This is a genomic window from Allomuricauda sp. CAU 1633, assembly GCF_017313225.1.
In the GTDB taxonomy this organism is placed as follows: Bacteria; Bacteroidota; Bacteroidia; order Flavobacteriales; family Flavobacteriaceae; genus Flagellimonas.
This window is the reverse complement of record NZ_JAFLNE010000006.1, coordinates 111,644-136,440: the sequence shown is the minus strand read 5'-3', so window position 1 is coordinate 136,440 and position 24,797 is coordinate 111,644. Positions and strand designations below refer to the sequence as shown.

At 42.6% G+C, this 24,797-nt stretch carries 22 protein-coding genes; 11 read left to right on the top strand and 11 right to left on the bottom strand.

Features of this window, described 5'->3' with window-relative positions:
- Positions 1–94 precede the first annotated feature (94 nt).
- The 6 genes from J0X14_RS15730 to J0X14_RS15705 form a co-directional block, all read right to left on the bottom strand.
- Positions 95–562: a pyridoxamine 5'-phosphate oxidase family protein gene (locus J0X14_RS15730; protein ID WP_207098766.1), complete on the bottom strand. Its 468-nt coding sequence runs from the start codon at positions 560–562 to the stop codon at positions 95–97.
- A 2-nt stretch (positions 563–564) separates the two neighbouring features.
- On the bottom strand, positions 565–999 hold the full coding sequence (locus J0X14_RS15725; protein ID WP_207098765.1) for a nitrous oxide reductase accessory protein NosL: 435 nt from the start codon (positions 997–999) through the stop codon (positions 565–567).
- 11 nt (positions 1,000–1,010) lie between these two features.
- The gene (locus J0X14_RS15720) at positions 1,011–1,622 is read right to left on the bottom strand and encodes a hypothetical protein (RefSeq protein WP_207098764.1); all 612 of its coding nucleotides are present in this window, start codon (positions 1,620–1,622) and stop codon (positions 1,011–1,013) included.
- Positions 1,623–1,746: 124 nt separating this feature from the next.
- Positions 1,747–3,699 (bottom strand): Sec-dependent nitrous-oxide reductase, encoded by a 1,953-nt coding sequence (gene nosZ / locus J0X14_RS15715; protein WP_207098763.1) that lies wholly within the window; start codon positions 3,697–3,699, stop codon positions 1,747–1,749.
- A 33-nt stretch (positions 3,700–3,732) separates the two neighbouring features.
- Complete coding sequence (locus J0X14_RS15710; RefSeq protein ID WP_207098762.1) at positions 3,733–4,314, bottom strand: fasciclin domain-containing protein; 582 nt, start codon at positions 4,312–4,314, stop codon at positions 3,733–3,735.
- A 5-nt stretch (positions 4,315–4,319) separates the two neighbouring features.
- On the bottom strand, positions 4,320–4,832 hold the full coding sequence (locus tag J0X14_RS15705) for a c-type cytochrome (protein ID WP_207098761.1): 513 nt from the start codon (positions 4,830–4,832) through the stop codon (positions 4,320–4,322).
- Between the two features lie 116 nt (positions 4,833–4,948).
- Here J0X14_RS15705 and J0X14_RS15700 point away from each other — a divergent pair, with 116 nt between their 5' ends.
- Complete coding sequence (locus J0X14_RS15700; RefSeq protein WP_207098760.1) at positions 4,949–5,380, top strand: RrF2 family transcriptional regulator; 432 nt, start codon at positions 4,949–4,951, stop codon at positions 5,378–5,380.
- A 30-nt stretch (positions 5,381–5,410) separates the two neighbouring features.
- On the opposite strand, the gene J0X14_RS15695 is transcribed toward J0X14_RS15700, so the two are convergent.
- Genes J0X14_RS15695 through nirB form a run of 5 tightly spaced genes read right to left on the bottom strand, consistent with a single transcriptional unit; the run spans position 5,411 to position 11,179 of the window.
- Positions 5,411–5,785: a DUF7009 family protein gene (locus J0X14_RS15695; protein ID WP_207098759.1), complete on the bottom strand. Its 375-nt coding sequence runs from the start codon at positions 5,783–5,785 to the stop codon at positions 5,411–5,413.
- Between the two features lie 10 nt (positions 5,786–5,795).
- Positions 5,796–7,631, bottom strand: a complete 1,836-nt coding sequence (locus tag J0X14_RS15690) for a type IV pili methyl-accepting chemotaxis transducer N-terminal domain-containing protein (protein ID WP_207098758.1) — start codon at positions 7,629–7,631, stop codon at positions 5,796–5,798.
- A 27-nt stretch (positions 7,632–7,658) separates the two neighbouring features.
- Positions 7,659–8,249 (bottom strand): DUF4202 domain-containing protein, encoded by a 591-nt coding sequence (locus tag J0X14_RS15685; RefSeq protein ID WP_207098757.1) that lies wholly within the window; start codon positions 8,247–8,249, stop codon positions 7,659–7,661.
- 20 nt (positions 8,250–8,269) lie between these two features.
- Positions 8,270–8,647, bottom strand: coding sequence for a nitrite reductase small subunit NirD (gene nirD / locus J0X14_RS15680; protein WP_207098756.1), 378 nt, complete (start codon positions 8,645–8,647; stop codon positions 8,270–8,272).
- A gap of 15 nt (positions 8,648–8,662) precedes the next feature.
- Positions 8,663–11,179 (bottom strand): nitrite reductase large subunit NirB, encoded by a 2,517-nt coding sequence (gene nirB, locus J0X14_RS15675; RefSeq protein WP_207098755.1) that lies wholly within the window; start codon positions 11,177–11,179, stop codon positions 8,663–8,665.
- Positions 11,180–11,310: 131 nt separating this feature from the next.
- Between nirB and cobA the strand changes: the two genes are divergently transcribed.
- From cobA to J0X14_RS15625, 10 genes are all read left to right on the top strand, one after another.
- A complete protein-coding gene (gene cobA / locus J0X14_RS15670) occupies positions 11,311–12,075 on the top strand; it encodes a uroporphyrinogen-III C-methyltransferase (RefSeq protein ID WP_207098754.1) in 765 nt (254 codons plus the stop codon).
- Between the two features lie 186 nt (positions 12,076–12,261).
- Positions 12,262–13,680: an MFS transporter gene (locus J0X14_RS15665; RefSeq protein ID WP_207098753.1), complete on the top strand. Its 1,419-nt coding sequence runs from the start codon at positions 12,262–12,264 to the stop codon at positions 13,678–13,680.
- 116 nt (positions 13,681–13,796) lie between these two features.
- Positions 13,797–14,459: a Crp/Fnr family transcriptional regulator gene (locus J0X14_RS15660; protein ID WP_242528058.1), complete on the top strand. Its 663-nt coding sequence runs from the start codon at positions 13,797–13,799 to the stop codon at positions 14,457–14,459.
- Between the two features lie 341 nt (positions 14,460–14,800).
- Positions 14,801–16,186, top strand: a complete 1,386-nt coding sequence (locus J0X14_RS15655; RefSeq protein ID WP_207098751.1) for a CmpA/NrtA family ABC transporter substrate-binding protein — start codon at positions 14,801–14,803, stop codon at positions 16,184–16,186.
- 12 nt (positions 16,187–16,198) lie between these two features.
- On the top strand, positions 16,199–17,305 hold the full coding sequence (locus J0X14_RS15650) for an ABC transporter permease (protein ID WP_207098750.1): 1,107 nt from the start codon (positions 16,199–16,201) through the stop codon (positions 17,303–17,305).
- 10 nt (positions 17,306–17,315) lie between these two features.
- Positions 17,316–18,155, top strand: a complete 840-nt coding sequence (locus J0X14_RS15645) for an ABC transporter ATP-binding protein (RefSeq protein WP_207098749.1) — start codon at positions 17,316–17,318, stop codon at positions 18,153–18,155.
- Positions 18,156–18,173: 18 nt separating this feature from the next.
- Positions 18,174–19,007, top strand: coding sequence for an ABC transporter ATP-binding protein (locus tag J0X14_RS15640; protein ID WP_410548708.1), 834 nt, complete (start codon positions 18,174–18,176; stop codon positions 19,005–19,007).
- Positions 19,008–19,051: 44 nt separating this feature from the next.
- Complete coding sequence (locus tag J0X14_RS15635) at positions 19,052–20,338, top strand: alginate export family protein (protein ID WP_207098748.1); 1,287 nt, start codon at positions 19,052–19,054, stop codon at positions 20,336–20,338.
- A gap of 102 nt (positions 20,339–20,440) precedes the next feature.
- Positions 20,441–21,130, top strand: a complete 690-nt coding sequence (locus tag J0X14_RS15630; protein ID WP_207098747.1) for a response regulator transcription factor — start codon at positions 20,441–20,443, stop codon at positions 21,128–21,130.
- 133 nt (positions 21,131–21,263) lie between these two features.
- On the top strand, positions 21,264–24,797 hold the full coding sequence (locus tag J0X14_RS15625; protein ID WP_207098746.1) for a nitrate reductase: 3,534 nt from the start codon (positions 21,264–21,266) through the stop codon (positions 24,795–24,797).

The following is a 24,797-nucleotide window of genomic DNA, read 5'->3' as shown; positions in this document are numbered from 1 at the left end:
TATATTTTATATGTTGTACATCCAATCTCATAATCTACCTCCGTTTCAAGCACTGAATTCTATGCCAAGAGTCATAATTTCTTTTTTATTTAATTTATGTGAAATCCTCTACCGACTTCCCTGTTATTTTCGTTACTGCAATACGATATACCACGGGCATTTCTGTTTCTTGCAACTTACCGGAAAAATGACTTAAAAAATGGGGGCGTTCAGCATTTTTATGGTCTATGGTTCGCTGTACGCCATCTGCAAAACGTTTTAGACATAGTTTGGCATAATCTCCAGTTAGCTCTTCAAAAGTGCCATGTACTTGTACCGATTGCCAATAGCGAAACGACTCGACGCTATCAACTTGAAAAGAAACCTTGTTGTATTTTCTGAGGGCATTTATTCGATGCCCATTGGATGCAAAACACAGAATACACTTGTGTTCCTCATCAAAAAAATAGGTTGATGGTACCACATGTGGTTCGTTGTTGGCTATATAGGCTAGGTGTCCCACATAATTGTCTGCTAAAAGTCCGGTGCATTTTATCGGTTCCAAATCTGAAATCATGCTCATGTTTAAGGTTTAAATCGGTTATTAATTTCCGCCCATGTAAAAAGTTCGCCACCATGCTCGCTCATTGTTTTTGTGGCAGCATCTTTAGTGGAAAAGGCACTTAGGTATTCGCCCATTGGACTGGGGATGTTCTCACTGATCAAGTAGGTGGTCTTTGTTGCATCCACCAAGACCCCGGGTTGGTCAAAATCATTCACCAAGAATAGGGACATGGTAGATTCGTCCTCATCTTTCAAATGGTTCATCATGCACTCAATGGCATCAAAATTATAGACTTTACCTTTTTGGGTGACCAATTGTGCGGCATGTTGTTTGTCCACAATGGTCATACTGCAAAAGTGACAGCCTACATGGCCATAATCAATGGGCTTTGGGCCTACAGAGCAGCTGATGGTCAAACAAAAAGCAGTAAATAGAAGTATTTTAAACGGTTTCATCGTTATATGAATTATTGTTTTTTAGCATTTTTCCAACCCAAAAAGCCAGCAGCCAAGGTGAGCATCATACCTACAAACATGAACCAAGCTCCCGAGGCGGGTAAGGAGGTAACATCAAAGTTCAGCATTTTCACATGGCCCAATAATGGGGGTTTATAGGTCATTGGTGTTCCATCGGGGTTGGTTAATTTCATGATGGCATTTGGATCTAGATTGGTACCATAGTCCACCAACCATTCATTGAAATCGTACATACCCAATATGCCCAAGATGGACATCAAGATAAACCATCCGAAGAACCATTTGTAGCTTACCTTGTCCAAATAGCCCAAAATACCAATCAATACGCCTAGAGCAACCATAATTCCTATGACTGTTGGGAAAGTACCAAATTCCCACATATCATCTACCTTGGGAAGCGTATGCATTCCAATATAGTGGTTGAGACCATCAATATTTTGTATATCAAATTCATTGACACCTTTAAGACCATTGATATGGATGTTCAGTCCTAGAGGGTCGGGATATTGAGGTGCCCCCAGCATAATGTTCCAAAGTGGAAAAATATACAATCCCAATAAGAAGAGTGGGCCAACAATCATTAAAATACCAGCCTTTTTCATTTTTCTTGATTTTAAAAAGTTACAAACTGAGTGTGGTTTAGTGGGTTGATGCTACTCTGATTTGTAAGAAAAGCGGGCAGGTCATGGACGCAGCCCGCTTTAGTTAATGGTGAATCAATCCGAATTACTCACCAAGTGACCAACTAAGGTCTATATTGGAATTGGCCGGGGAAACCCTAACGTAGCCCTGCATTTCTTGGTGTAAGGCAGAGCAGAAATCGGTACAATAGAACGGCCATACCCCAACTTGTTTAGGCTCCCAAACTGAGGTCTTGGTCTGTCCAGGCATGATCAAAAGTTCGGAGGTATTTTGTCCCAAGATGGAAAAGCCGTGCGGCACATCAAAATCCTGCTCATGGTTGGTGATATGGAAATATACCTTGTCGCCCACTTTAATGCCCTCAATATTATCCGGGGTAAAGTGGCTTCGGATGGTGGACATATACACATGCACCTCGTTTCCATCACGTACAACTTTAGAACCAGTGGGTGAGGTTACAGCATAAGGGTGCTTGTTCTCATCCAAACGATAGATTTTCTGTGATTTTGGAGCCAATAGCTCAGCGGGGCAACCTGCAGCATAGTGAGGTTCACCATGCGTTGGAAAGTCATAGATCAGTTCCATTTTATCCCCAGAAATGTCATAAATCTGTGCGGAGTGCTCCATCTCGGGGCCTGTGGGCAAATAACGGTCCTTAGTAATCTTGTTCATAGCCACAACATATTTACCAAAAGGCTTTCTTGAGTTACCACCGGGAATCATCAAGTGACCAACGGAATAGTAAGTAGGTTTTCTGTCGATGACCTCCCAGGTACCCAGCTGCCATTTTACCACTTCAGAAGAGATAAAAAAGGTAGTGTAGGCGTTTCCTTTTCCGTCAAACTCGGTGTGGAGTGGGCCCAATCCGCCACTTTTAACCTGCCCGGCCAAAACGTCCTCAAACTTAAGGATTGGAATACCGTAAGCCTCGCCATCAAATTTTTCCCCTTCAATGGCAGCGATCATTTTATCAAATGAGTGAACCGTCAAGTCGGCGGACAGTTTACCGTTTCCAATAATGTATTGTCCAGTGGGGTCTACATCACAGCCATGAGGTGATTTTGGAGTAGGTAGAAAGTAAACCGCACCGGGAACTTGCAATGGGTCAACAGTCAACACCTCTTTTTTCACGGTTGTTGTTGCCATATGGGTGCTTTCATCATACACATTGTGCGCATAATTGGCAGGCATTTTGGTACCACCTCCATTGTTTACATATTCCTCGATTTTCTTCCAGTTTACCGCAGCGATAAAATCCTTGTCGTTTTGGGAGGCGTTGACCTCTTGTAACGTGTGTGCTTCCTCTGTATTATATGTGGTAAAGAAGAACCACCCATGGGATTTACCTCTTCCAGGGTGTGAAAGATCATAATTAAATCCAGGCATCAACAACTGGAACTTTAAATCCAAGTGCCCATGTTCTGGATCTACACTGATAAATGAAAGCGACCCTTTAAAATTACTCTTGTATTCATTTATGGGCATGTCCCTTTGTGGGATGGGTACGGAGAAACGTGTCCCTGCCACCACATATTCGGTATTTTCTGTAATGAAAGAGGAACTGTGGTTACCGGCACTGTTGGGCACTTCAATGATTTCTTCCGTTTCAAAAGTACTTAGGTTGATACGTGCAATCCTTGGGGTGTTGTTACCATTGATAAATATCCAGCGTCCATCCAATTCTCCATTGGTCTGGGAAATATCCGGGTGGTGGGCATCGTCCCAAGGTACAAATCCATGAGACGTAGTAAGCATGGGCTTGGTTTCTTCAGAATAGCCATACCCAGAGGTAGGGAATTGGGAGAATACCGGAATCTCCTTGAACATTCGTCCAGATGGTAATCCGTAAACGGTAAGGTTACCACTGTATCCTCCAGATAAAAAGGCATAGTATTCGTCTTGTTCCCCTGGGGCAACATACACTTTTTCGGCGGCACTGGATGACAGCGCCCCGTTTGAGCTTTGATTTTGTTGACCACAGGAAACCAGCATCAGTGCTGCTCCTACGGACATCAGTAAATGATTATAGATTTTCATTGCATTAGGATTTATTCGTTTTAGTTGTATTTGTTATTGAGTAGGGGGTAGGATGACTTTATCCACAACATGGACAATACCATTCCCAGCGGGTACACTGGCAATTATTTTAGCACCTCCTACGAAGACATCATCACCCTTCACTTCCACGGGTACGCTTTGATCATTGGCCTGCCCCAACTTTTTGAAGTTTCTCAAAAATTCCTTGGAATAGTTACCTGGGGTTACATGATACTTTAGAATGTTAGCCAGGGCATCTTTATTTTCGGGCTTCAACAAGTCTTCCACAGTACCATCGGGCAGAGCGTCAAAGGCATCATTGGTAGGCGCAAAAACCATTAAAGGCCCGGCATTTACCAAAACATTTTCCAATTGAGCGGCCTGCACGGCAGCGACCAAAGTGCTGTGGTCCGGTGATCCAATGGCAATCTGTAAAACATTGGGAGTGGATTCGTCATCTTCAATAAATGCCTGTCCTTCAGTGTACTCTGAGGTAACAGCAGATTCGTTTTGACCTGAGTCCTTTGTTTCGTTTTGAGGCCCTTTTTTACAGCTGCATAGAATCATCAGCAGTGTAAACAGCCCTATCATACTAAGTTTGATGGTGGATGTCATACAATTTATTTTAAGGTTCTAAAGTATTCGAGAATAGCTCGAGCTTGATCTTCGGTCAACCCTTGATTGGACATGGGTGATCCGTTAAACTCTTGGAGCAGGTCTTTTGCCAAAGCATCTTGTTGGACCATTTCTTGTGGGTTCAAAATCATGTTCATTACCCATTCCGGGGTCCTTCTTTCCAAAATCCCGTTTGGTGGTGGCCCAATGAATTTTTTGCCGATTCTATGGCAAGCCAAACACATTTGGTCATAGACCTCTTTTCCATTGGCTGCCATGGTTTGGTCAATTTCGGAAGCCAAATCAACAGATGTGATGGGGCCGACTCCCTTGGTGGTCATATCAACGCGCTCAGAAGCCGTGATTTGATTTGAGGTATTCGTCTCAGCAGGCTGTTCCGTTTGGGCTTTCTTTCGTTCTACACTAAAGCCATCCTCTTTTTTTTCCTCTTTCTTTCCACCGCAGCCGATCATAATAAGGGCGAAGAGCAGAGTTATACTTTTTACTATTGCTTTCATGTGATAAATGGTTAAAATTTCGTTTCAAAAGTATATAGTGGTGTAGACCTATAACATGATATAAATCATAAAAAGGATAAGAATGTCTTTTAATCTTTGTTGGACATTTAAAAGAAATGCTTTCCAATTCATCCAAATATGCCATAAAAGGGGTACTCTATTTAGCGTTGAACTCCAATGAAGACCATAAAATCATGGTCAGGGATATTTTTGAGGTGGTGCATGTTCCCGAAGCCTATTTGGCTAAACTGCTGCAAGAACTGTCCCGCCATGGTATTATTTCTTCCACTAGGGGGCCACGGGGAGGGTTTTATTTGAGTGAGGGTGACCGGAAGCATACCCTTATGGACATTGTTAAGGTCATTGATGGGGAAAAACGTGTTAATTCATGTGTCTTGGGCATCAGGGATTGTGATATGAACAATCCTTGCGTACTTCACAAACTTGTAGGCTCCAACAAATCTAAATTTATCAACGTGCTTGAAAACACCACCATTTTGGATTTGATTGAGGGAAAACAGGATATTGAGCAGTTTTTTCCATTATAAGCCTATTTTCTCAATTTTAAACGTAAAGACCTAGCATGCATTGCTGTCTCTTGGGTTTGGATAATTGTCCGATTGGTCCTCAACGGTCTCATCCAAGCATACAAAATCTTTTTCCAAGAGCAATGAGAGTTGTTGTCCATTGGGTAGATCCATAGTGCCATTGAAACCAACCTTTTCTGATGTTGCCCAATCAGGCTGTTCCTTGTCTGAGAGGTATAGCGTTATGGTATTTTCCTCAAAAGAAGCCTCCAACGTATCAATACCTTTTTTTGCTTTTAGCACGTAGGTGAACACAGAATTTCCAAAATCTGTGGTTTCCTTGAACAAGCCTGTTTTGCAAAAGGTTTCTACCTCTGTCTTGGTTAATCTATATCGAATTGAATTTCCTTTTATCCTGATTTTCATAGCACTTAATTTATTTTTCCACTTTTTGTAGTGTTTCACCAAGATGGTAATTTATGGTGACCCGGGTTCCTTCCCCTGGTGTTGAATTGATGAAAAGCCTTCCGTTAATATAACTGATTCGCTCTTTCATAAAAAATACGCCCATGCCACCATCACTACTATTTTTTGGTGGCTTGTCCAAAATGGATGGGTCAAACCCTTTTCCATCATCATCAATCACCACGCTCAACAGGTCGCCCGTATGGTTAATGGTCACCAAAATGTAATTGGCATCCGCATATTTTATGGCATTGTTCACTGCTTCTTGGGTAACCCTATAAATATTGGTCTCAGCCAGCGAATCAAAACGGATGTTCTCCTCTGCCTTATTTTCAAATAAAATATTTTTTCCGGTCAATTTGCTCAGTTCCAAGGTCATTTTTTGCAAAGCAGGAAAGATTCCGTGATCCCCCAGCTCAGGTGGGGTCAGGTTAAAAGTGGCGGTACGAACCCCTTTGATGAGGTCTGAAGTCAGATCTTTTAGGTAATCAATTTTCTCCTTGGTCTTCTCCTTGTTCTTTAGGTTGATGGATTCTATGTTGAACCGTAAGGCCGTGAGCATCTGTCCAATACCATCATGAATGTCTTTGGCAATCCGTTTTCGTTCTTCTTCTTGCCCCTCAACAATAAGGCTGGCCTGTAATTGCTTTTGCCGCATTCGATCCTCGTAATTCTGAAGTGTAAGCTGCTCCACTTTTTTCTGATTGTTCATACGCTCGGTGATGTCCGAACATAACAACAGAACGCTTTGCTTTAAGCTCGATGCGTGCATGGGAATAATGGACATGTCCAGCCAAAGCTTTTTTCCGCTTTTGGTGTTTATCTCTATTTCTTCCGTGCGGATACTTTTTCGGGGCTTGGTCAAAATTTCATGCAAATACTGTCGTTGTCCCTCGTCCACGGTCAAAATATCCGATAAATGTGCGTTTGCTGAGATTTTGGTTTCTTCTAGAAGTGTTAGGAATTTTTTACTGATAAAAACAACGGACCCATCGCTACGGGCACTGGCAAAAAGAGCGGCATTGTCCACCACAAAATTTAATTCCTTCAACTCTTGCAAGGATTTTTCCTTCTCCTCAAATATTTTCTTGATTTCTTTGGCATCTTGGTCCGATCGTAATTTACTCTTGACCAAATCCCGGATGGTTTCCCTGATTTGGATGGATAGGGGTCTAAAAATGAAGAGCACTTCCAAAACCAAAATCAGCAGTGAAAAGGCCAACAATAAATACTCCTTTACCTTTAAATTCTGAAGTTGTTCCTTGCTGATGGCATCATACTCGTTTACAATGGCATCCATCTTTTCCAGAAAGGGTGATTCGTTAGCCAATAAAATGTTCAACTGCGCTTGATTTTTCACTGAATCTTGTTCTGACAGCATGGACTCGACGGCATTGACCATAGCACTGTGGTGCACGGAAAGTTCCTTAAAATGCTCAAGTATGGCTTCGTTTTCCTCCTTGGGAAGCCCAATACTGTCATTTCCCATTTGAAGCCCTTCATGGGATGTCTTCCAAACATAGAGGGTGTTTTTCAGCTTATTCAAAAGTTCTTGTTCCTCATCTTCGCCAAGATTTTCTTGGTTGAGCAACAATGCTTCCTTGACCAACTTTTGGCTATAGGCACGTTGACGCCCCGCCACATTGATGACGCGGGAATCACTCAATTGCGAGTTTAAATGCTGTTGGATGAGGATTTGGGCAATGATAACGGTTAAGGCAATGGCAGATAACGCCAACAAATACCATTTACGGATTCTCAAAAATGTTGAGACATCCAATGCTAGCTGCTGATTGTTCCTTTTCATTGCTTTACGTCCAAATTAGGTAGTGCACTAATCTGATAGTGCTTTTGAGACCAAGGCGGAGCCTCTATCGGAAAAAGAAAGTGCCAAGGCTGCCTCATGGCCTTTAGGCGACATTTTTTTCCAGGTTTTTTGTAAAATGGAAATCATTTTGTCATCATCGTGCTTTATCAGGAAAGGTTCGTAGTAATATTTTAAAAAAACCAAACAGATTACATCTTCCAAAGTTTGGGTTTCTTCATCTTTCTTCAATTGCTTTTTCAGCAACAAAAAACTGACCCGATCTATGATTTCTTGATCATACCCCACCTTTTTCAATAGAGCACCTGCTTTTTCCGCATGAAACTTTTTAAGGTCTTGTCGCCATTTAAGATAACCCACCCGGTTCATTTCATAGCTATCGCGAGGTATTTCCCAACGGCAAATATGTTGGCAACGGGCGGTAAGCTGCAGTGCTTCGGAGGCATTGGGCTCAAATTCGTTCAAGATTTCCGTCATGCGCTCTGCATACAAAAGTTCTTTGGCGTATACCTTGCCCTCAAAAATTTCTTTGTTGGGATCTTTCGCATTGGCCTCATCAAATAATTGAAATGCTTCCAAAAGTTTTTTGGATTTGCCCATGATTTATGATTTTTCTAAAGCTATTCAGAAAAACCAATATACACAAAGCCATTTTCCACTTTTACTGGAAAAGTGGCAATTGAGGGCAAATCCCCATTGAGGTTTTCGCCTGTTTCCAAAGAGAATGTTTTTTTGTGCATGGGGCAGGCTACTTTTGCTATTCCGTCCGCGTCACCGATCATACCACGGCTCAAAACCATTTCCATTTTATGGGGACAAAGATTTTGACAAGCATACCATGCTTGCTTCCGTTTGAAATTATACACGGCAATTTGTTTGTTGTTGTATTTGACACAAGCTCCACCATTTTCAGGAATGTCATTAACCTTACAGGCTTTGAACCATACTGAAACTTTATTGGGGTCTACAGCAGTGTAGAGTGATGCTATTGATTCCATAGTTGATTATTTTGATTAGGTCCAGGCTTCTGGCATTTTTTGTTCGCGCATAGGGACAAAAACCATATTATCGTCCCTTTCATCGGTATTTACAAAATGGGAGAAGCGTTTCTTGATTTCTTCATTTTCCACAGCTTGTTTCCATTCGCATTCGTACTTATCAACCAAGGATTGCATTTCTATTTCCAATTCTTCGGCAAGATTTAAACTGTCATCCACCACAATTTTTTTGAGCTGCTCTATACCGCCTTCCAATTTCTCCAACCAAGCTGCGGTACGCATCAAAGGTGCTGCGGTACGGATATAGTACATTAAAAAGCGATCTAGGTATTTTATGACGGTTTCATTGTCTATTTGCTCGGCTAGAAGGATGGCGTGCTTGGGAGTGGCGCCGCCATTTCCGCAGACATAAAGATTCCAACCGCCTTCTACTGCAATTACGCCAAAGTCTTTGCCTCGGGCTTCGGCACATTCACGGATACAGCCTGACACTCCTCCTTTGAGCTTATGTGGCGAACGTAAACCTTTGTAGCGATCTTCGAGCTCAATGGCAAAGCTTACGCTTTCATCCATTCCGTAACGGCACCAAGTGGAACCCACACAGCTTTTTACGGTACGCAACGATTTTCCATAGGCATGACCGCTTTCAAAACCGGCATCAATCAATTTTTTCCAGATGGCGGGAAGATCGTTCAGTTCTGCTCCAAAGAGGTCTATACGCTGTCCACCAGTAATCTTGGTGTACAGATTGTATTCTTTGGCCACTTCTCCAATGACAATCAATTTTTCGGGAGTGATTTCACCACCGGGAATCCGTGGCACCACCGAGTAAGATCCATTTCTTTGGATGTTGGCCAGGAACCGATCATTGGAATCTTGAATTACCTCCTCTTTGTTGGCGGTATCGTTATATATGGTGGCAAATATGGACGCTAAAGCTGGTTTGCAGACCTCACAACCGTCTCCTTTTCCACATTTGTCCAGTGCTTCATCATAAGTCGTAATCTTTTTAACCTTTACAATGCCATAAAGTTCTTGTCGAGTGTATTCAAAATGCTCGCAAATAACATCCTTTACTTCTTTCCCCAAGGATTTAAGGGTCTCATTGACCAAATCAGTTACCATGGGTTTGCATCCACCACATCCTGTTGTGGCTTTGGTAAGACTGATGACATCTTTTAGGGAGTTACATTTCCCTTCAATGAGAGAGCTGCAAATCGCTCCTTTGCTGATACTTTCGCAGGAACAGATTTGGGCTGTATCTGGTAAATCCATGGCACTTCCAAAAGCGGAGCCACCTTCTCCACGAGCCCCCACAATCAACTCCTCGGCATTGTCGGGCAAGGGCATATTGTTCAGATACATTTGGTGCAAAATATTGTAGTCATTTGCATCCCCTACCAAAATACCACCCAGCAGTGTTTTTCCATCGTGGCTTACATTGATTCGTTTGTAGAGAAACTTGGTTTTGTTCTCAAAAATGATGGAAAGGCCTTTATCCGCAGGCATATATGGGACTCCAAAACTGGCTACATCCACCCCCATTAATTTAAGTTTGGTGGACATGTCGATTTCTTCTGGCATGATAACCTCTGGACTTCCCAAAATCTGGTTGACGGCCACATCGGCCATTTCGTAGCCAGGCGCCACCAAACCGTATATCATGTGGTTATAAAGGGCCACCTCTCCAATGGCGTAGATATCTTTTACGGAGGTTTCCATTTTGTTGTTCACCACAACCCCGCCTCGCGTACCCATTTCCAATCCGCATGTTTTTCCAAGTTCGTCCCTTGGACGTATTCCCGCTGAAATAATGAGCATATCCACATCCAATTGGTCATCTTCGCCAAAATCCATCCCTTCAATGACCTTATCACCCAATATTTGGTTGGTGGCTTTGCCCAAGTGAACCTGCATGCCCATGGACTCCAATTTTAAACGTAGTACATTACTACTACGCGCATCCAATTGCCTGGGCATAAGTTTTGGCGCAAATTCCACTACATGAGGCTCAAGTCCCATATCCAAAACGGCTTTTCCAGCTTCGAGCCCTAGGAGTCCGCCTCCCAGTATAGCTGCTTTCCCGTCTGGTTTAATGGCTTTTATCTGAGCCGCGTACGCTAACATGCCTTCAAGGTCTTCTATGGTTCGGTAAACAAAAACGCCTTCCTTTTCAACTCCTTTAATGGGGGGGACAAAAGGAACGGAACCTGTGGCGAGTACCAGTTGGTCATATGAATAGGAGTCACCAGACATGGTGTGTATTTCTTTCAGCTCACTTTTGATGTCTGTAACCCTTTGATTTGTAATGAGTTCAACGTCATTGTCCACATACCAAGAAGCTGGTGCTAATTCCAAAGCTTTGGCATCTTGGTTTTCAAAAAACTCACTCAAATGCACCCGATCATAGGCAGGCCTAGGTTCTTCACCAAAGACAAGAAGTCGATATGAAGCATTTGCGGGATGTGCCCTGAATTTCTCACAGAACTTGTATCCTACCATACCATTACCTATTACAATTACAGTTTTCATACGCATGAAGTTTGAAATACATTCCAAAACTAAGTATAATTACGTAATTAAATACTGATTATTTAAAAATAATTACGTATTCTTGTTGTCAGATTCATAAAAATTTTTATCCAAAAACAAAGAAACACGATATGAGGGAGGCTAAAGTAAGTTTGGTGGGAGCGGGTCCAGGTAGCGCGGACCTCATAACAGTAAGGGGTTTAAAGGCATTGCAATCAGCGGATGTTGTTTTGTACGATGCCTTAACGAATAAGGACCTTCTTACAGAGGTAGATTCCAGTGTACCTAAAATATACGTAGGAAAGCGATGTACAAAGCACAGCCATACCCAAGATGAAATTAATCGGTTGATTGTGGAAAATGCATTTCAATATGGTCATGCTGTACGATTAAAAGGGGGAGACCCATTTGTATTCGGAAGGGCCTCCGAAGAAATCGATTATATTGAATCCTTTGGAATATCCATTGATGTTATTCCAGGGGTGAGCAGTGCTATTTCCGTACCTGCAAGTCAGGGTATTCCCGTCACCAAAAGAGGAGTGAGCAGTAGTTTTTGGGTGGTGACGGCAACCAAAAAAGATGGTGAATTTTCAGAAGACTTAAGCTTAGCTTCACAATCTTCGGCAACACTGATTATACTGATGGGAGTTCGGAAATTCGTTGAAATAGTCCATAAAATAAAGGAATACAGAAACGGGATGACTCCTATAGCCATAATTCAAAATGGAACTTTGGCCACAGAAACATGTAGTACCGGTACATTAAATAATGCAGAAGCAATTTTTAAATCAATAGATGTAAGTCAACCGGGAATTATTGTGGTAGGGGATGTGGTAGCAGATCACCCTTCCTTCTTTGAAGATGAAGTTATGAGGGTCTTGCATTCTTCCTATTAGATAGCCAGTCCACCTGTTTAAATTTTTCAATTCTGAATAAAAGCTGGATTTTTTTTCCATTTCCATTATTTTCTCCTCGTTGATTAAAAACTTCATAAAAATCAGCTTCAATTTTAAATTCCAGCTTAGAAGTTACGTATAAATACGTATTAATACTTACTTTTACCTACATCAAAGCTAAGTATCATGTCAGTTACATCACATAAAGCCACTGCTTTAAACCTTTTAAACTTTAAAAGTATTCCAACCAGAACCTTTTGGATTACCTCAATAGCATTTTTTACCTGCTTTTTTGCTTGGTTCGGGATTGTTCCGTTTATGCCGGATGTGGTAAGGGATTTAGGGTTGACACCGAACCAAAAGTGGAATTCGGTCATTTTAGCGGTGACGGGCACTGTTTTCGCCAGGCTTCTTATCGGTAAGCTATGCGATAAATACGGTCCAAGATTGTGTTATACCTTTTTATTGACCATTGGAGCGCTACCGGTTATTCTTATTGGTTTTGTGCAAACTCCTCTGCAATTTTTGGTATGCCGTCTATTTATAGGATTTATTGGGGCTTCTTTTGTGATTACCCAATTTCATACCTCAATTATGTTTGCTCCAAATATAGTTGGTACGGCCAATGCTACTTCGGCAGGTTGGGGAAACCTTGGTGGTGGAGCCAATCGTTTGGGAATGCCTTTGATTGCTGCAGCTGTGGTAAGCTTTGGAGTGGCGGATGAAATAGCGTGGCGTTATTCCATGATTATTGCAGGTATGATCTGTTTTGGAATGGGGTTGGTTTACTACTTCTTCACCCAAGATACACCTGAGGGAAATTTTTCCGAGCTAAAAGAAAAGGGGGAATTGCCGGCAAAAAAGAAAGATGAGATTCCATTTTTAAAAACCCTTTCCGATTACAGGGTGTGGATATTGTTCATAGTCTACGCTGCTTCATTTGGGATGGAACTTACCGTTTATGGGACTATGGATGATTATCTCCAAAATACCTTTCATTTAAATAGAACAACCGCTGGAAACTTGGTTCTGTCATTTGCCTTGATGAACATTTTTGCCAGAACCTTGGGCGGTTTTTTTGGCGATCGGTTTGGAAAACTAAAAGGACTTAGGGGACGTGTACTTTTTTTGGCCCTGATTTTAGGGTTGGAAGGTATTATGCTCTCCATTTTTTCCACAACAACCAGTATTACAATTGGAATACTATTTTTGGTGGCCTTTAGTTTAACCGTTCAAATGGCTGAAGGCGCCACTTTTTCCGTAGTTCCGTTTATCAATAAAAAGGCAATCGGATCCATATCAGGAATTGTAGGAGCCGGAGGTAATGTAGGCGCCTTCTTGGCAGCCCTATTGTTAAAGTCAAAATCAGCAATGGCTGAAACTGCTGCAATAAAAGCCAATGCTTCGTTGGGGGAAGAAGCCATAAAAGCAGCCCAAGCCACCGCAGCGTCTTCGGCAGTTTCCGGTGGATACTTCATGATAGGGATATTTGTGGTGGCAACGGCGTTTTTGTCTTTGGCCATTAAATTTTCAACGGCTGATGAAAAAGAGGGGAAAATTCAAAAAGCAGGTCAGCCAAAGCCTGTTTATGTGGAGTCAAAATAAATAAATCGCTTCAAATGCAATTGTACAGCACATACGAGCACCGAAGTAAGGAAAGGCATGGAAGTTTCACCCTGTCAGGCACCTCGTGCGTTCGCTGTACCAATCAAAATTGTTTGTTGAAAAAAAATATCGGTTCTCCCGTTGTTGCCAAGTTCACGGAACGTAAAAACGATATCCGATGTAAAAAAGGACAACAGTTTATTATTGAAGGAGCCCCGGTTAACGGATTGTTCTTTATCCTAAAGGGTAAGGTGAAGGTTTTTAGAACCGGTATAAACGGAAGGGAGCAAATTGTTCGTTTTGCCAAAGCGGGGGAAATCATTGGCCACCGTGGTTTTGGTACCGAAGAATTTTACCCCATTGGTGCAATTGCCTTGGAAGATACAACCCTTTGCTATTTCTCCAAGGACCTGCTCCAAGAAGTGTTGAAGAGTGATGCCTCATTCGCTTACGATTTAATGCTCTTCTATGCCAATGAACTGAACAAGAGTGAGGCCAAAGTAAAATCCCTTTCCCAAATGACTGTAAGGGAGCGAATTATTGACACCCTATTGTACATCAACCGAAAATTTGGCCAATCCAATGGCTTTCTTGACCTGCCCCTGAGTAGAAGGGATTATGCCGATTATGCAGGAACGACCGAAGAGCAGGTCATTAGAACGTTTTCCACACTCAAAAGGGAAAACCTCATCAAAGCAAAAGGCAAGCGAATTGGCATTGTTGATGTCGATTATTTGAAAAGGGAAATCCTGGAGCACAACTTCTACTTGGCTGGATAGCACACATCATAACCTATTAACTCCAACTTTTTATCCAGCAATAGTACTTCCAGTTTGGACGTAGTAAAGCTATCTGAGTTGAAAAGCTGGGATGTTTCTATGTCCAATTTACTTTATAAGTACTACGTACTTTTTGTTCAGTAGTTTTTCGAGATTCATATCTAAAAGTATATCAGTTAGTTAAAGTCAAAATATGTTTTTTGACAGGTTTCTTTATGTCTAAGAGCATAACTACTCATGTATTAAAAAGATGTATGGCTATGGGCTTTACCATAAAATAGTTGGATAGCTAAGTATACATTTGTCATAAGTAAGTACTAATACGTAGAAAACTTGACATTATGAAAAACATCACTTTAAAATCAATCGCATGGTTACTGTCTGCATTCCTAGTGGCATGTGGAGGGAAAACCGAGAAAAAAACAGCAGAAACGGCCCAGGCCAGTATACCTGAAACTTCACTGGAAATTGAAAAGCCCCAGTTGACTTTCGGATTTATTAAACTCACCGATATGGCTCCCTTGGCCATTGCAAAGGAAAAAGGCTTTTTTGAAGATGAAGGCCTTTTTGTTTCCGTAGAAGCACAATCCAACTGGAAAAATGTGCTGGACCGTGTTATAGATGGGCAATTGGATGGTTCGCACATGCTGGCCGGGCAACCTATTGCTGCTGGAGCCGGATTTGGGCGACAAGCCCAATTGGTCACTCCATTTTCAATGGACCTAAATGGGAATGGAATCACGGTGTCCAACGATGTATGGTCCAAAATGAAACCCAATGTACCCAAAGATGGGGAAGGTAAACCCGTTCATCCTATAAAGGCGGATGCCCTAAAACCAGTGATTTCCTCCTATAAAAATAGCGGAAAACCTTTTAAAATGGGCATGGTGTTCCCGGTATCCACCCACAACTATGAAATTAGATATTGGTTGGCCGCAGCCGGAATCCATCCTGGAATGTACACTGCTGATAATGTACAAGGTCAAATTGATGCCGAAGTTTTGCTATCGGTCACACCACCACCACAAATGCCAGCCACTTTGGAGGCGGGAACCATATATGGCTATTGTGTAGGAGAACCTTGGAACCAGCAAGCTGTGTTCAAGGGAATTGGAGTTCCCGTAACCACCAATTATGACATCTGGAAAAACAATCCTGAAAAGGTCTTTGTAATGACCAAAAAGTTTGTAGAAGAAAACCCAAACACCGCTGTTGCCGTGACCAAAGCGTTGATTCGTGCTGGAAAATGGTTGGACGAACCCGGCAATAGGGCAGAAGCCGTTAAAATATTGTCCATGCCTCAATACGTAGGAGCTGATGAAGTTGTTTTGGCCAACTCCATGACTGGAACCTTTGAGTTTGAAAAAGGCGACAAAAGGTCTATGCCAGATTTCAATGTGTTCTATAAATACAACGCCACCTATCCCTTTTATTCTGATGGAATTTGGTTCTTAACCCAGATGAGAAGATGGGGTCAGATTCCAGAACCAAAACCAGCAGCATGGTACGAAGAGACCATAAAGGACATCTACCGTCCTGACATCTGGAATAAAGCGGCCAAGCTTTTGGTGGCCGAAGGGCATATTCCCGCTGCGGATATTCCGGTAACTGATGGTTACAAACCTGCAACCACGGATTTTATCGATGGAAACGCATACGATGCCAAAGATCCCATAGGCTACATCAACAGTTTTGAAATTGGGAACAAGGACGATTCCTCACTTTAAACAGTTAACATCATGAAGCAAAGCATAACTGCAACAAAAGTGAATGACATCAAATGGGCGGGAGTGGTAAAATCACTCCTATCCAAATTGAAGGTCAAGACCCCAAAACTGGAATTCAAGACAGTATTTAAAAAGTTCATTATCCCTATAATTTCTATTCTACTTTTTATTGGATTGTGGCACATGGGGGCCAAGGCGTTGTACAATATTGAGGCCGATTATAAAATTCAAAAGGCATTGACCGATCAAGGGCAAGAAGCAGCAGATGCTATGGAGGCCTGTATTCTATCTGGCGATATCAGTTGTCAGCCCAACACATTGCCATCTCCAGATCAGGTATGGGATTCTTTCAACACATTGATTGCGGACCATAAGAAAATCAGTGCGGATAAATTGGAGTTCAAGGAGAAAACGGTAGCCATAAATGAAAAACGTAAAGCCGAGGGCAAAGACCCGATTACCTATACGGGAAGACCATCATTCGTGGACCAAATCTTTACCAGTTTGGAAACTGTATTTGCTGGATTTCTATTGGCCCTGATCATAGCGGTTCCCATTGGAATCATCATTGGTCTGAGCGAAACATTGCGTAATTCATTCAATTGGTTGATTCAGGTTTTTAAACCCGTATCGCCGGTAGTTTGGTTGTTGCTGGTCTTTATGATCGTAAAGACTATGACCAAAGACTCCAACCAAGATAGTGCCTTTATCATATCGTTCATTAGCGTTGGGCTTTGCTCCATGTGGGCCACCTTGGTGAACACGGCCATGGGCGTGTCTTCGGTGGACAAGGACTATATCAATGTTGCCAAGGTATTGAAGCTTGGGCCCTTTCAAAAAGTCTTTAAAGTGATTTTACCATCATCCCTGCCCCTGATTTTTACAGGGCTTCGGATAACACTTTCCGTAGCGTGGATGGTACTTATCGCCATTGAACTTTTGGCGCAAAGTCCCGGCCTGGGCTCCTTTGTCTGGGAAGAATTCCAGAATGGGGCCAATGATTCAAACTCAAAAATCATCGTGGCCATGTTCATTATTGGAATCATAGGGTTCTTGTTGGACAGGATCATGTTGGTGATTCAGAATATGGTATCGTTCAATAAAAATGCAACCGCTTAAAAGAGAAACTATGGCATATTTAGAATTGAACAACGTTTGCAAGACCTACGGACAGGGTATTCATAGTACCGAAGTGCTTTCGGATATCAACCTAAAAATTGAAGAAGGCGAATTTGTGGCCATAGTTGGTTTCACAGGAAGCGGAAAAACAACCTTGGTGAACCTCATAAATGGACTATTGCAACCCACAAGTGGGGAAGTGCTTTTTAAAGGAAGTCCGGTAGTTGACACCAGCCATGAGAGAGGGGTCATTTTTCAAAATTATTCCCTGCTTCCGTGGCTGAGCGTATCGCAGAATATTGCCATGGCGGTTAAGGAAGCCTTTCCAAAGGAAAGCAAAAAAGCCATTAAGGAACGAGTGGCAGCATATATTGAAATGGTGAACCTTACACCTGCCAGCAATAAAAGGCCCAAGGAACTATCTGGTGGAATGCGCCAACGTGTCGCGGTGGCAAGGGCACTGGCCATGAACCCGGAAATGATCATTATGGACGAGCCCTTGGGAGCTCTTGATGCCCTTACACGAGGGAACCTTCAAGATGAAATCCTAAAAATCTGGAGCAAGGACCAACGCACCGCATTGCTCATCACCAATGATGTGGATGAAGGGATCTATATGGCGGATAGGATTATACCATTGCGACCAGGTCCCAAGGCCACTTTGGGTCCTGAGTTCAAAATTGATATTGAACGTCCACGGGATAAAACAGCATTGAACGACAATCCCGAATACAAGAAAACCAGAAATGCCATCATCGAATATTTGATGGGAATTGGTGAAGAGCGAAAAGCAGTATCACAAAAAACGTACGAGCTGCCCGATTTGAGCCCAAAGAGCTTTGTAGCGTAGCATACTAAAAAACAGATTATGGAAATGCAAATAGAAAACAAGACCATCAACATACCGCATGAAAATGGTATTTCTTATCCATCGGACAGGATTATGCTCGATTTAAGGGATCTCAAAAAGGTCTACCCAACACCAAAAGGTGATTATGTGGTTCTTGAACATTTAAACCTACAGATCCTAAAGGAGGAATTTGTGACCATTATTGGACATTCAGGCTGTGGAAAGACTACAATGCTATCCATGATTGCGGGTCTTAACCCAATTTCTGATGGAAATATTGCCGTACTGGGCAACCCCATTAAAGGTCCGGGACCGGATCGCGGGGTTATTTTTCAGGCTCCCAGTTTAATGCCCTGGATGACCGCATTGCAAAATGTGCTGTTGGGGGTAAACCGTGTGTTTCCACATGCCAGTAAGTCCCAACAAAAAGAGATTGCCAAATACTATCTACATAAAGTGGGACTTGACGGGGCATTCAATAAAAAAGCCAACGAACTATCGCAAGGTATGCAGCAACGCGTAGGCATAGCAAGGGCCTTTGCCATTAAACCCAAAGTCCTGCTCTTGGATGAACCCTTTGGAATGTTGGATTCGCTTACCCGGGGTGAACTACAGGATATTCTTATTGAAATCTGGAACAAAGAAAAAATTACAGCAGTTATGATTACGCATGATGTGGATGAGGCCATTTTCTTGGCAGATCGTGTTGTGATGATGACCAGTGGCCCCCGAGCCAAAATCGGGGATGTTCTAAACATAGACTTTGAGCGCCCCAGAACTAGAAAGGCCGTTTTGGAGCACGAAGACTATTACAAGTACCGCAAGCACTTAATTGACTTTTTGGAACATTGATAAAGACCAAATAAAAAAAGTAAACCAATAAACTCAAAACAATCATGAAAAAACAATATGTATTGCTCACCTTGGCTATCTTAATGGCCCAATTCACTTTCTCTCAATTTACATTGGATGGGGAGTTCAGGCCAAGAACCGAATACAGGAACGGCTTTGGTAGTTTGATTACCGATGCTGCTGACCCAGGTTTAGCCACGTCGACCCGAGCACGTTTAAATGCAGGATACCAAACCGAAAAGTATAAGTTTTATCTGAGTCTTCAGGATGTTATGGTCTGGGGCGAAAATCGCCAGTTGCGACCCGATGATGAAAACGACACATTTGCAGTGTTTGAAGCATGGGCAGAACTCAACCTAGGCTCTGGATGGTCCACCAAATTAGGGAGACAAATACTTTCTTATGACGACCAACGTATATTGGGTGGGGTGGACTGGACACAACAGGCCCGTAACCACGATGCTGCCCTGGTCAAATATTCCAACGGTGGTTTTATGCTTGATTTTGCTTTCGCCTTTAATCAGGATTTTGATAACCCTACCGGTTTCCAATCTGTTGGGAATGCCTACAATACCACAGGCTTTTTTAGTTACAAAACCATGCAGATGCTCTATCTAAAACAAAAATGGGAGAGCTTTGCGGCCAGTCTGGTGTTGCTTAACAATGGCTTCCAAAACTTTGATGGCAATGACAATGCAGATGGCTTGAGTAGTTTACAGACCTTGGGCACCCATTTGACCTATAAAAAAGGAAGTTTTGGACTGGCGGCCAATGCATTTATTCAGACCGGGGAAAGACAAGGGGGACTGGATGTAAAAGGAGCTTATTTGTTAGGTCTCGACCTCAGTTACAAAGCATCGAGTACAGTAGGTCTTGGTGCTGGAATTGAAATTATAAGCGGGAATGATGGACAAACCGCTGGCGAAACAAGTGCCTTCTTTCCACTTTACGGTACCAACCACAAGTTCAACGGCCTTATGGATTATTTCTACGTGGGCAACCATGCCAACTCTGTTGGGATATTCGATATTCATGCCAGTGCCAACTTTAAATTGGGCGAAAACTCCGATCTATTGGCCAAGGTTTGGAACTTTAAAGGCGAACAAGATCTCCCAAGTGGGGAAAATGCTTTGGGAACCGAGGTGGATTTGGTGTTCACCCAAAAGTTCAAGGGCTATGCCTTAAAGATAGGATACTCGCACTTATTCCCTGCAGATGGCATGTACGAACTTAAGGGGGTGCCAGAGGCAGATGCAGCCAGTACCCAAAATTGGGCATGGGCCATGTTGATTATAAAACCCAAACTTTTTACTACAGCCAAGGCGGAATAGTTTAAGTGATTAGCTTTGCTTTGATGGGGCTGTTCCTTTTTATATTGGAGCGGCCCTTCATTTGTTCTTAGGGTATTTCAATAATTCGATTATTTTTGTGTAATGCAAGAATCTGGACTTCAACAAACCATTAGCATTGTATTGGCCGATGACCATTCCTTGGTTCGTGATGGCATACGTGCACTTCTTGAAGAAGAACCGGATTTGGACGTCATAGGCGAGGTTTCCAATGGTTTGGAAGCCCTTAAAATGGTGGAAAATAAATCGCCTGATATTCTTATTATTGACATCCGTATGCCTGAACTGGGCGGTATTGAAACCGTGGAACGGTTGAATAAAAACCCAAATGTAAAGACCAAATGCATCATACTTTCCATGCACGATTCAGAGGAATACATCCTAAAATCTGTGCAGGCAGGGGCCAGCGGTTATTTATTGAAAGATACAGGAAAAACCGAATTCGTTAAGGCCATACACATGGTGCAGGAAGGCGGAAAATATTTCAGTGGTGACATATCCAATGTTCTGGTGAACAACTTGTTTAGTCCAGACAAAAGCGTCAATGGGAAGACCGCTTCCCGAGAGGACAAAAACAATCCCTTTGACCTGACCAATAAAGAACTTCAGGTACTGGAACTGGTGTTGGCGGGGTATACCAACAAAGAAATTTCCGAAAAACTACAGAACAGTAAGCGTACTATTGAGACCCACCGTTTTAACCTAATGAAAAAGATGGAAGTCAAGAATCTCATTGACCTTTCCAAAAAAGCGCACAAATACAAGCTGGTATAGGTTCATAATCGTCAAATTTTGGCAAGAATTATTGCCAATCCTACGATTTTAAGCAACACTTTTACGATATTATCACTACGTATTTATACGTAATTTTATAATTTCATCCTTTAAAATTGAGGTGCAATTTTCTATGGAGAAAAAAGACACATACAATACTATTTGTTCCTATTGTGGCGTGGGGTGCGGAATAACTGTTTCAAAGGATTCTAAAGGAGTTCTTTCAGTCAAGGGCAATGAAGAGTATCCGGTAAACAAAGGGATGTTGTGTACCAAAGGAAAGACCTTGAACTATGTGGCCCAAGACACTACAGACCGAATTTTGTATCCAGAAATGCGATGGAGCCGAAACCATCCCATGCAACGGGTCAATTGGGATACCGCGTTAAAAAGGGCTGCCGCTGTTTTTAAGAGCATCATAGAGCGGCATGGCCCCAATAGTGTTGGGCTCTATGTTTCTGGGCAGTGCCTTACCGAAGAATATTACCTCGCCAACAAGCTTACCAAAGGCTTTTTGGGAACCAACAATATCGATACCAATTCCCGATTGTGTATGAGTTCTGCTGTGGTCGGGTATAAAAAAACTGTGGGAAATGATGCTGTTCCCATTTCCTATGCAGATATTGAATTGGCTGACTGCTTTTTGATCGCAGGGGCCAATCCTGCATGGTGTCACCCTATTTTATTCCGCAGGATTGAAAAACATAAGGAACAAAACCCCAAGGTAAAAATTATTGTGGTAGATCCGCGGAAGACCCAAACCTGTGCTTTGGCGGACCTTCATTTGCAGATATTGCCGGGAACTGATGTAATTCTCTTCAATGCCATGGCCAGATGGCTTATTGAAAAAAAGAAAATCGATAAATCATTCATACAAAAACATACGTCCAATTTTGAAGCCTGCAAGCAAGTGGCCTTTGAGCTTAGCATTCGCCAAGCTGCTGAAAAATGTGGGATTACTGCTGATGAAATCCGCAAGGCAGCCAAAATGATAGCCGATGCCAAAGGGTTTATCAGCATGTGGACCATGGGACTGAACCAAAGCGTGATTGGGGTGGACAAGAATGTTTCGCTGTTGAACCTTTCTTTGTTAACCGGGCATATTGGAAAGCCGGGTTCTGGCCCTTTTTCGTTGACAGGTCAGCCCAATGCCATGGGTGGACGTGAAGTTGGGGGAATGGCCAGTCTATTGGCGGCACACAGGGATTTGGGCAATCCAGCACATAGGAAGGAAGTGCAGGAATTTTGGGGTGGAAAAGAGATACAAGGTGATCCCGGGTATACTGCCACGGAAATGTTTGATGCACTGGAATCGGGAAAAATGAAGGCCATTTGGATTATTTGCACCAATCCCATAGTGAGTATGCCCAATGCCAAAAAAATTGAGCAAGCGCTCCAAAAGGCTAGCTTTGTTGTTGTTCAGGATATTTCCCATAATTCGGAAACCTCCAAATATGCCGATTTACTATTGCCGGCAGCAGGCTGGTTGGAAAAAGAAGGCACCATGACCAACTCTGAACGACGAATCAGTTACTTACCCAAGGTTATTGATGCTCCTGGAGAGGCGTTGCCCGATTCTGAAATTTTATGGAGGTTTGCCCAAGAAATGGGGTATGGCGGATTTGACTATGAAAACGTCGCCGAGGTTTATGACGAATATTGCTTGATGACAAAGGGGACCAACATCGATATTTCTGGATTGTCCCATAATCGGCTAAAAAAGGAGGGAAGCTTTCAATGGCCCGTACCATCTCCTGATCATAAAGGAACGCCACGTCTTTTTCAAGATCATGGTTATTTCACCGCGAATGGGAAGGCCCATTTTAATGCCCCGAGAAATCTATACAATAAATCGGAAGAAACCACACCAGATTTTCCTCTGGTTCTCAATACAGGAAGGGTTCGCGATCAATGGCATACCCGCACAAAAACAGGAAAAGTAAAGCGACTTTTAACCCATATTCCATCGCCTTATCTTGAAATGAACAAGGTGGATGCCTATTTGAGAGGTCTTAGAGAAGGAGATATTGCTTTGGTGAAGAGCAGACGTGGGAGTGTCAGGGTTAAGGTGAAAATCAATTATGACATTCGGGAGCGGGTGGTTTTTCTGCCCATGCACTGGGGGAAAATTTTAAATGACGATTTCAGTAGGGCCAACAACCTTACCAATGATATTGTAGATCCCATTTCAAAAGAGCCTGATTTTAAATATTGCGCGGTTCAGGTTGAAAAATACAAGAAGCCAAAACAAAAAATAGTTGTTGTTGGGGCAGGGGCCGCCGCATATCGATTTATACAAACATATCGCGAAAAGAACAGAGTGGATGAACTCCATGTATTTTCAAAAGAAGAACACCCTTTCTACAATCGTGTTCTGTTGCCCGAATATGTGAATGAGGAACTTCCTTGGGAATCCCTTCAAAAATTAAAACAAGGGGAATTGGAAAAGCTCAAGGTTAATCTATATCCCAAAAATGGTATCCAAAACATCAATCCTCAAGAAAAGATGGTCATCGATGACCAAGGAAACGAGCATTCCTATGATCTATTGGTCATGGCCACCGGGAGCAGTGCATTTGTACCCGGTGATGTACGGATAGATCTTCCGGGCAGATTCACCATGCGGGAACGTGGGGATGCGGACCGACTCAAAAAATATTTGACAGAAACAGGACTTCCAGCTGATGAACAGCATGTGGTTATTGTAGGAGGTGGATTATTAGGATTGGAATTGGCAGCAGCTTTGAAAAAAATCAACATTAATATTAGCATCATTCAACGGGCCCCAAGATTGATGGAGCGGCAATTGGACCCCATTTCCAGTAGGTTATTGGCCGAAGATGTCTCTGAAAGGGGTATCCAGTTGTTTTTTGATAACGAGGTGAGTACCATTTTTGAGGAAAAGGAATCCCAATATACGCTCATGGTCAACCTTAAAACGGGACGCACATTGCGGAGCAATGCCGTAGTCTATGCCATTGGAACACGCCCTAATATTGATTTGGCCAGAAATGCTGGTCTGGAGACCAGACGGGGCGTTTTGGTGGACCCTTATTTAAAAACCAGTGATTCCTCCATTTTTGCGTTGGGTGAAATCGCCGAGTTTGAAAATGCATTGTATGGTATAACATCGGCGGCAGAACAACAGGCAGATATAGCGGCAAATTATATCCTTGGCGACTTGGGGAGCATTTACGGAGGTTCCGTCCTGATGAATATTCTAAAGTTTGAAAACTTGGATCTTTGCAGTATTGGTATGGTAAATACCCCTAAAAACGATCCAACGTATGAGGAGATTCTTCTGATGGATGTCAGTAAACGATTTTACAAGAAGTGTATTGTAAAAGACGATACCTTAAAAGGGGCCATTTTGATGGGAGACAAGAATGAGTTTGCAGAATTTAAGAGACTCATTGAAGAGGAAATAGAACTTTCTGAAAAACGGGATGAACTGCTACGGGGCGTATCCAATTCGGAACCCCTTAAAGGAAACTTGATCTGCTCTTGTAGCCAAGTAGGGGATGGAAACCTTAAAGATGCCATAGCGGGAGGCTGTACAGACTTTGCCCTACTATGCTCCCAAACCGGAGCCGGATTGGGATGTGGAAGTTGCAAGCCTGAGGTAAAGGCTATCCTAAACCAACAATTAAAAACTGTTCCAGCGTAG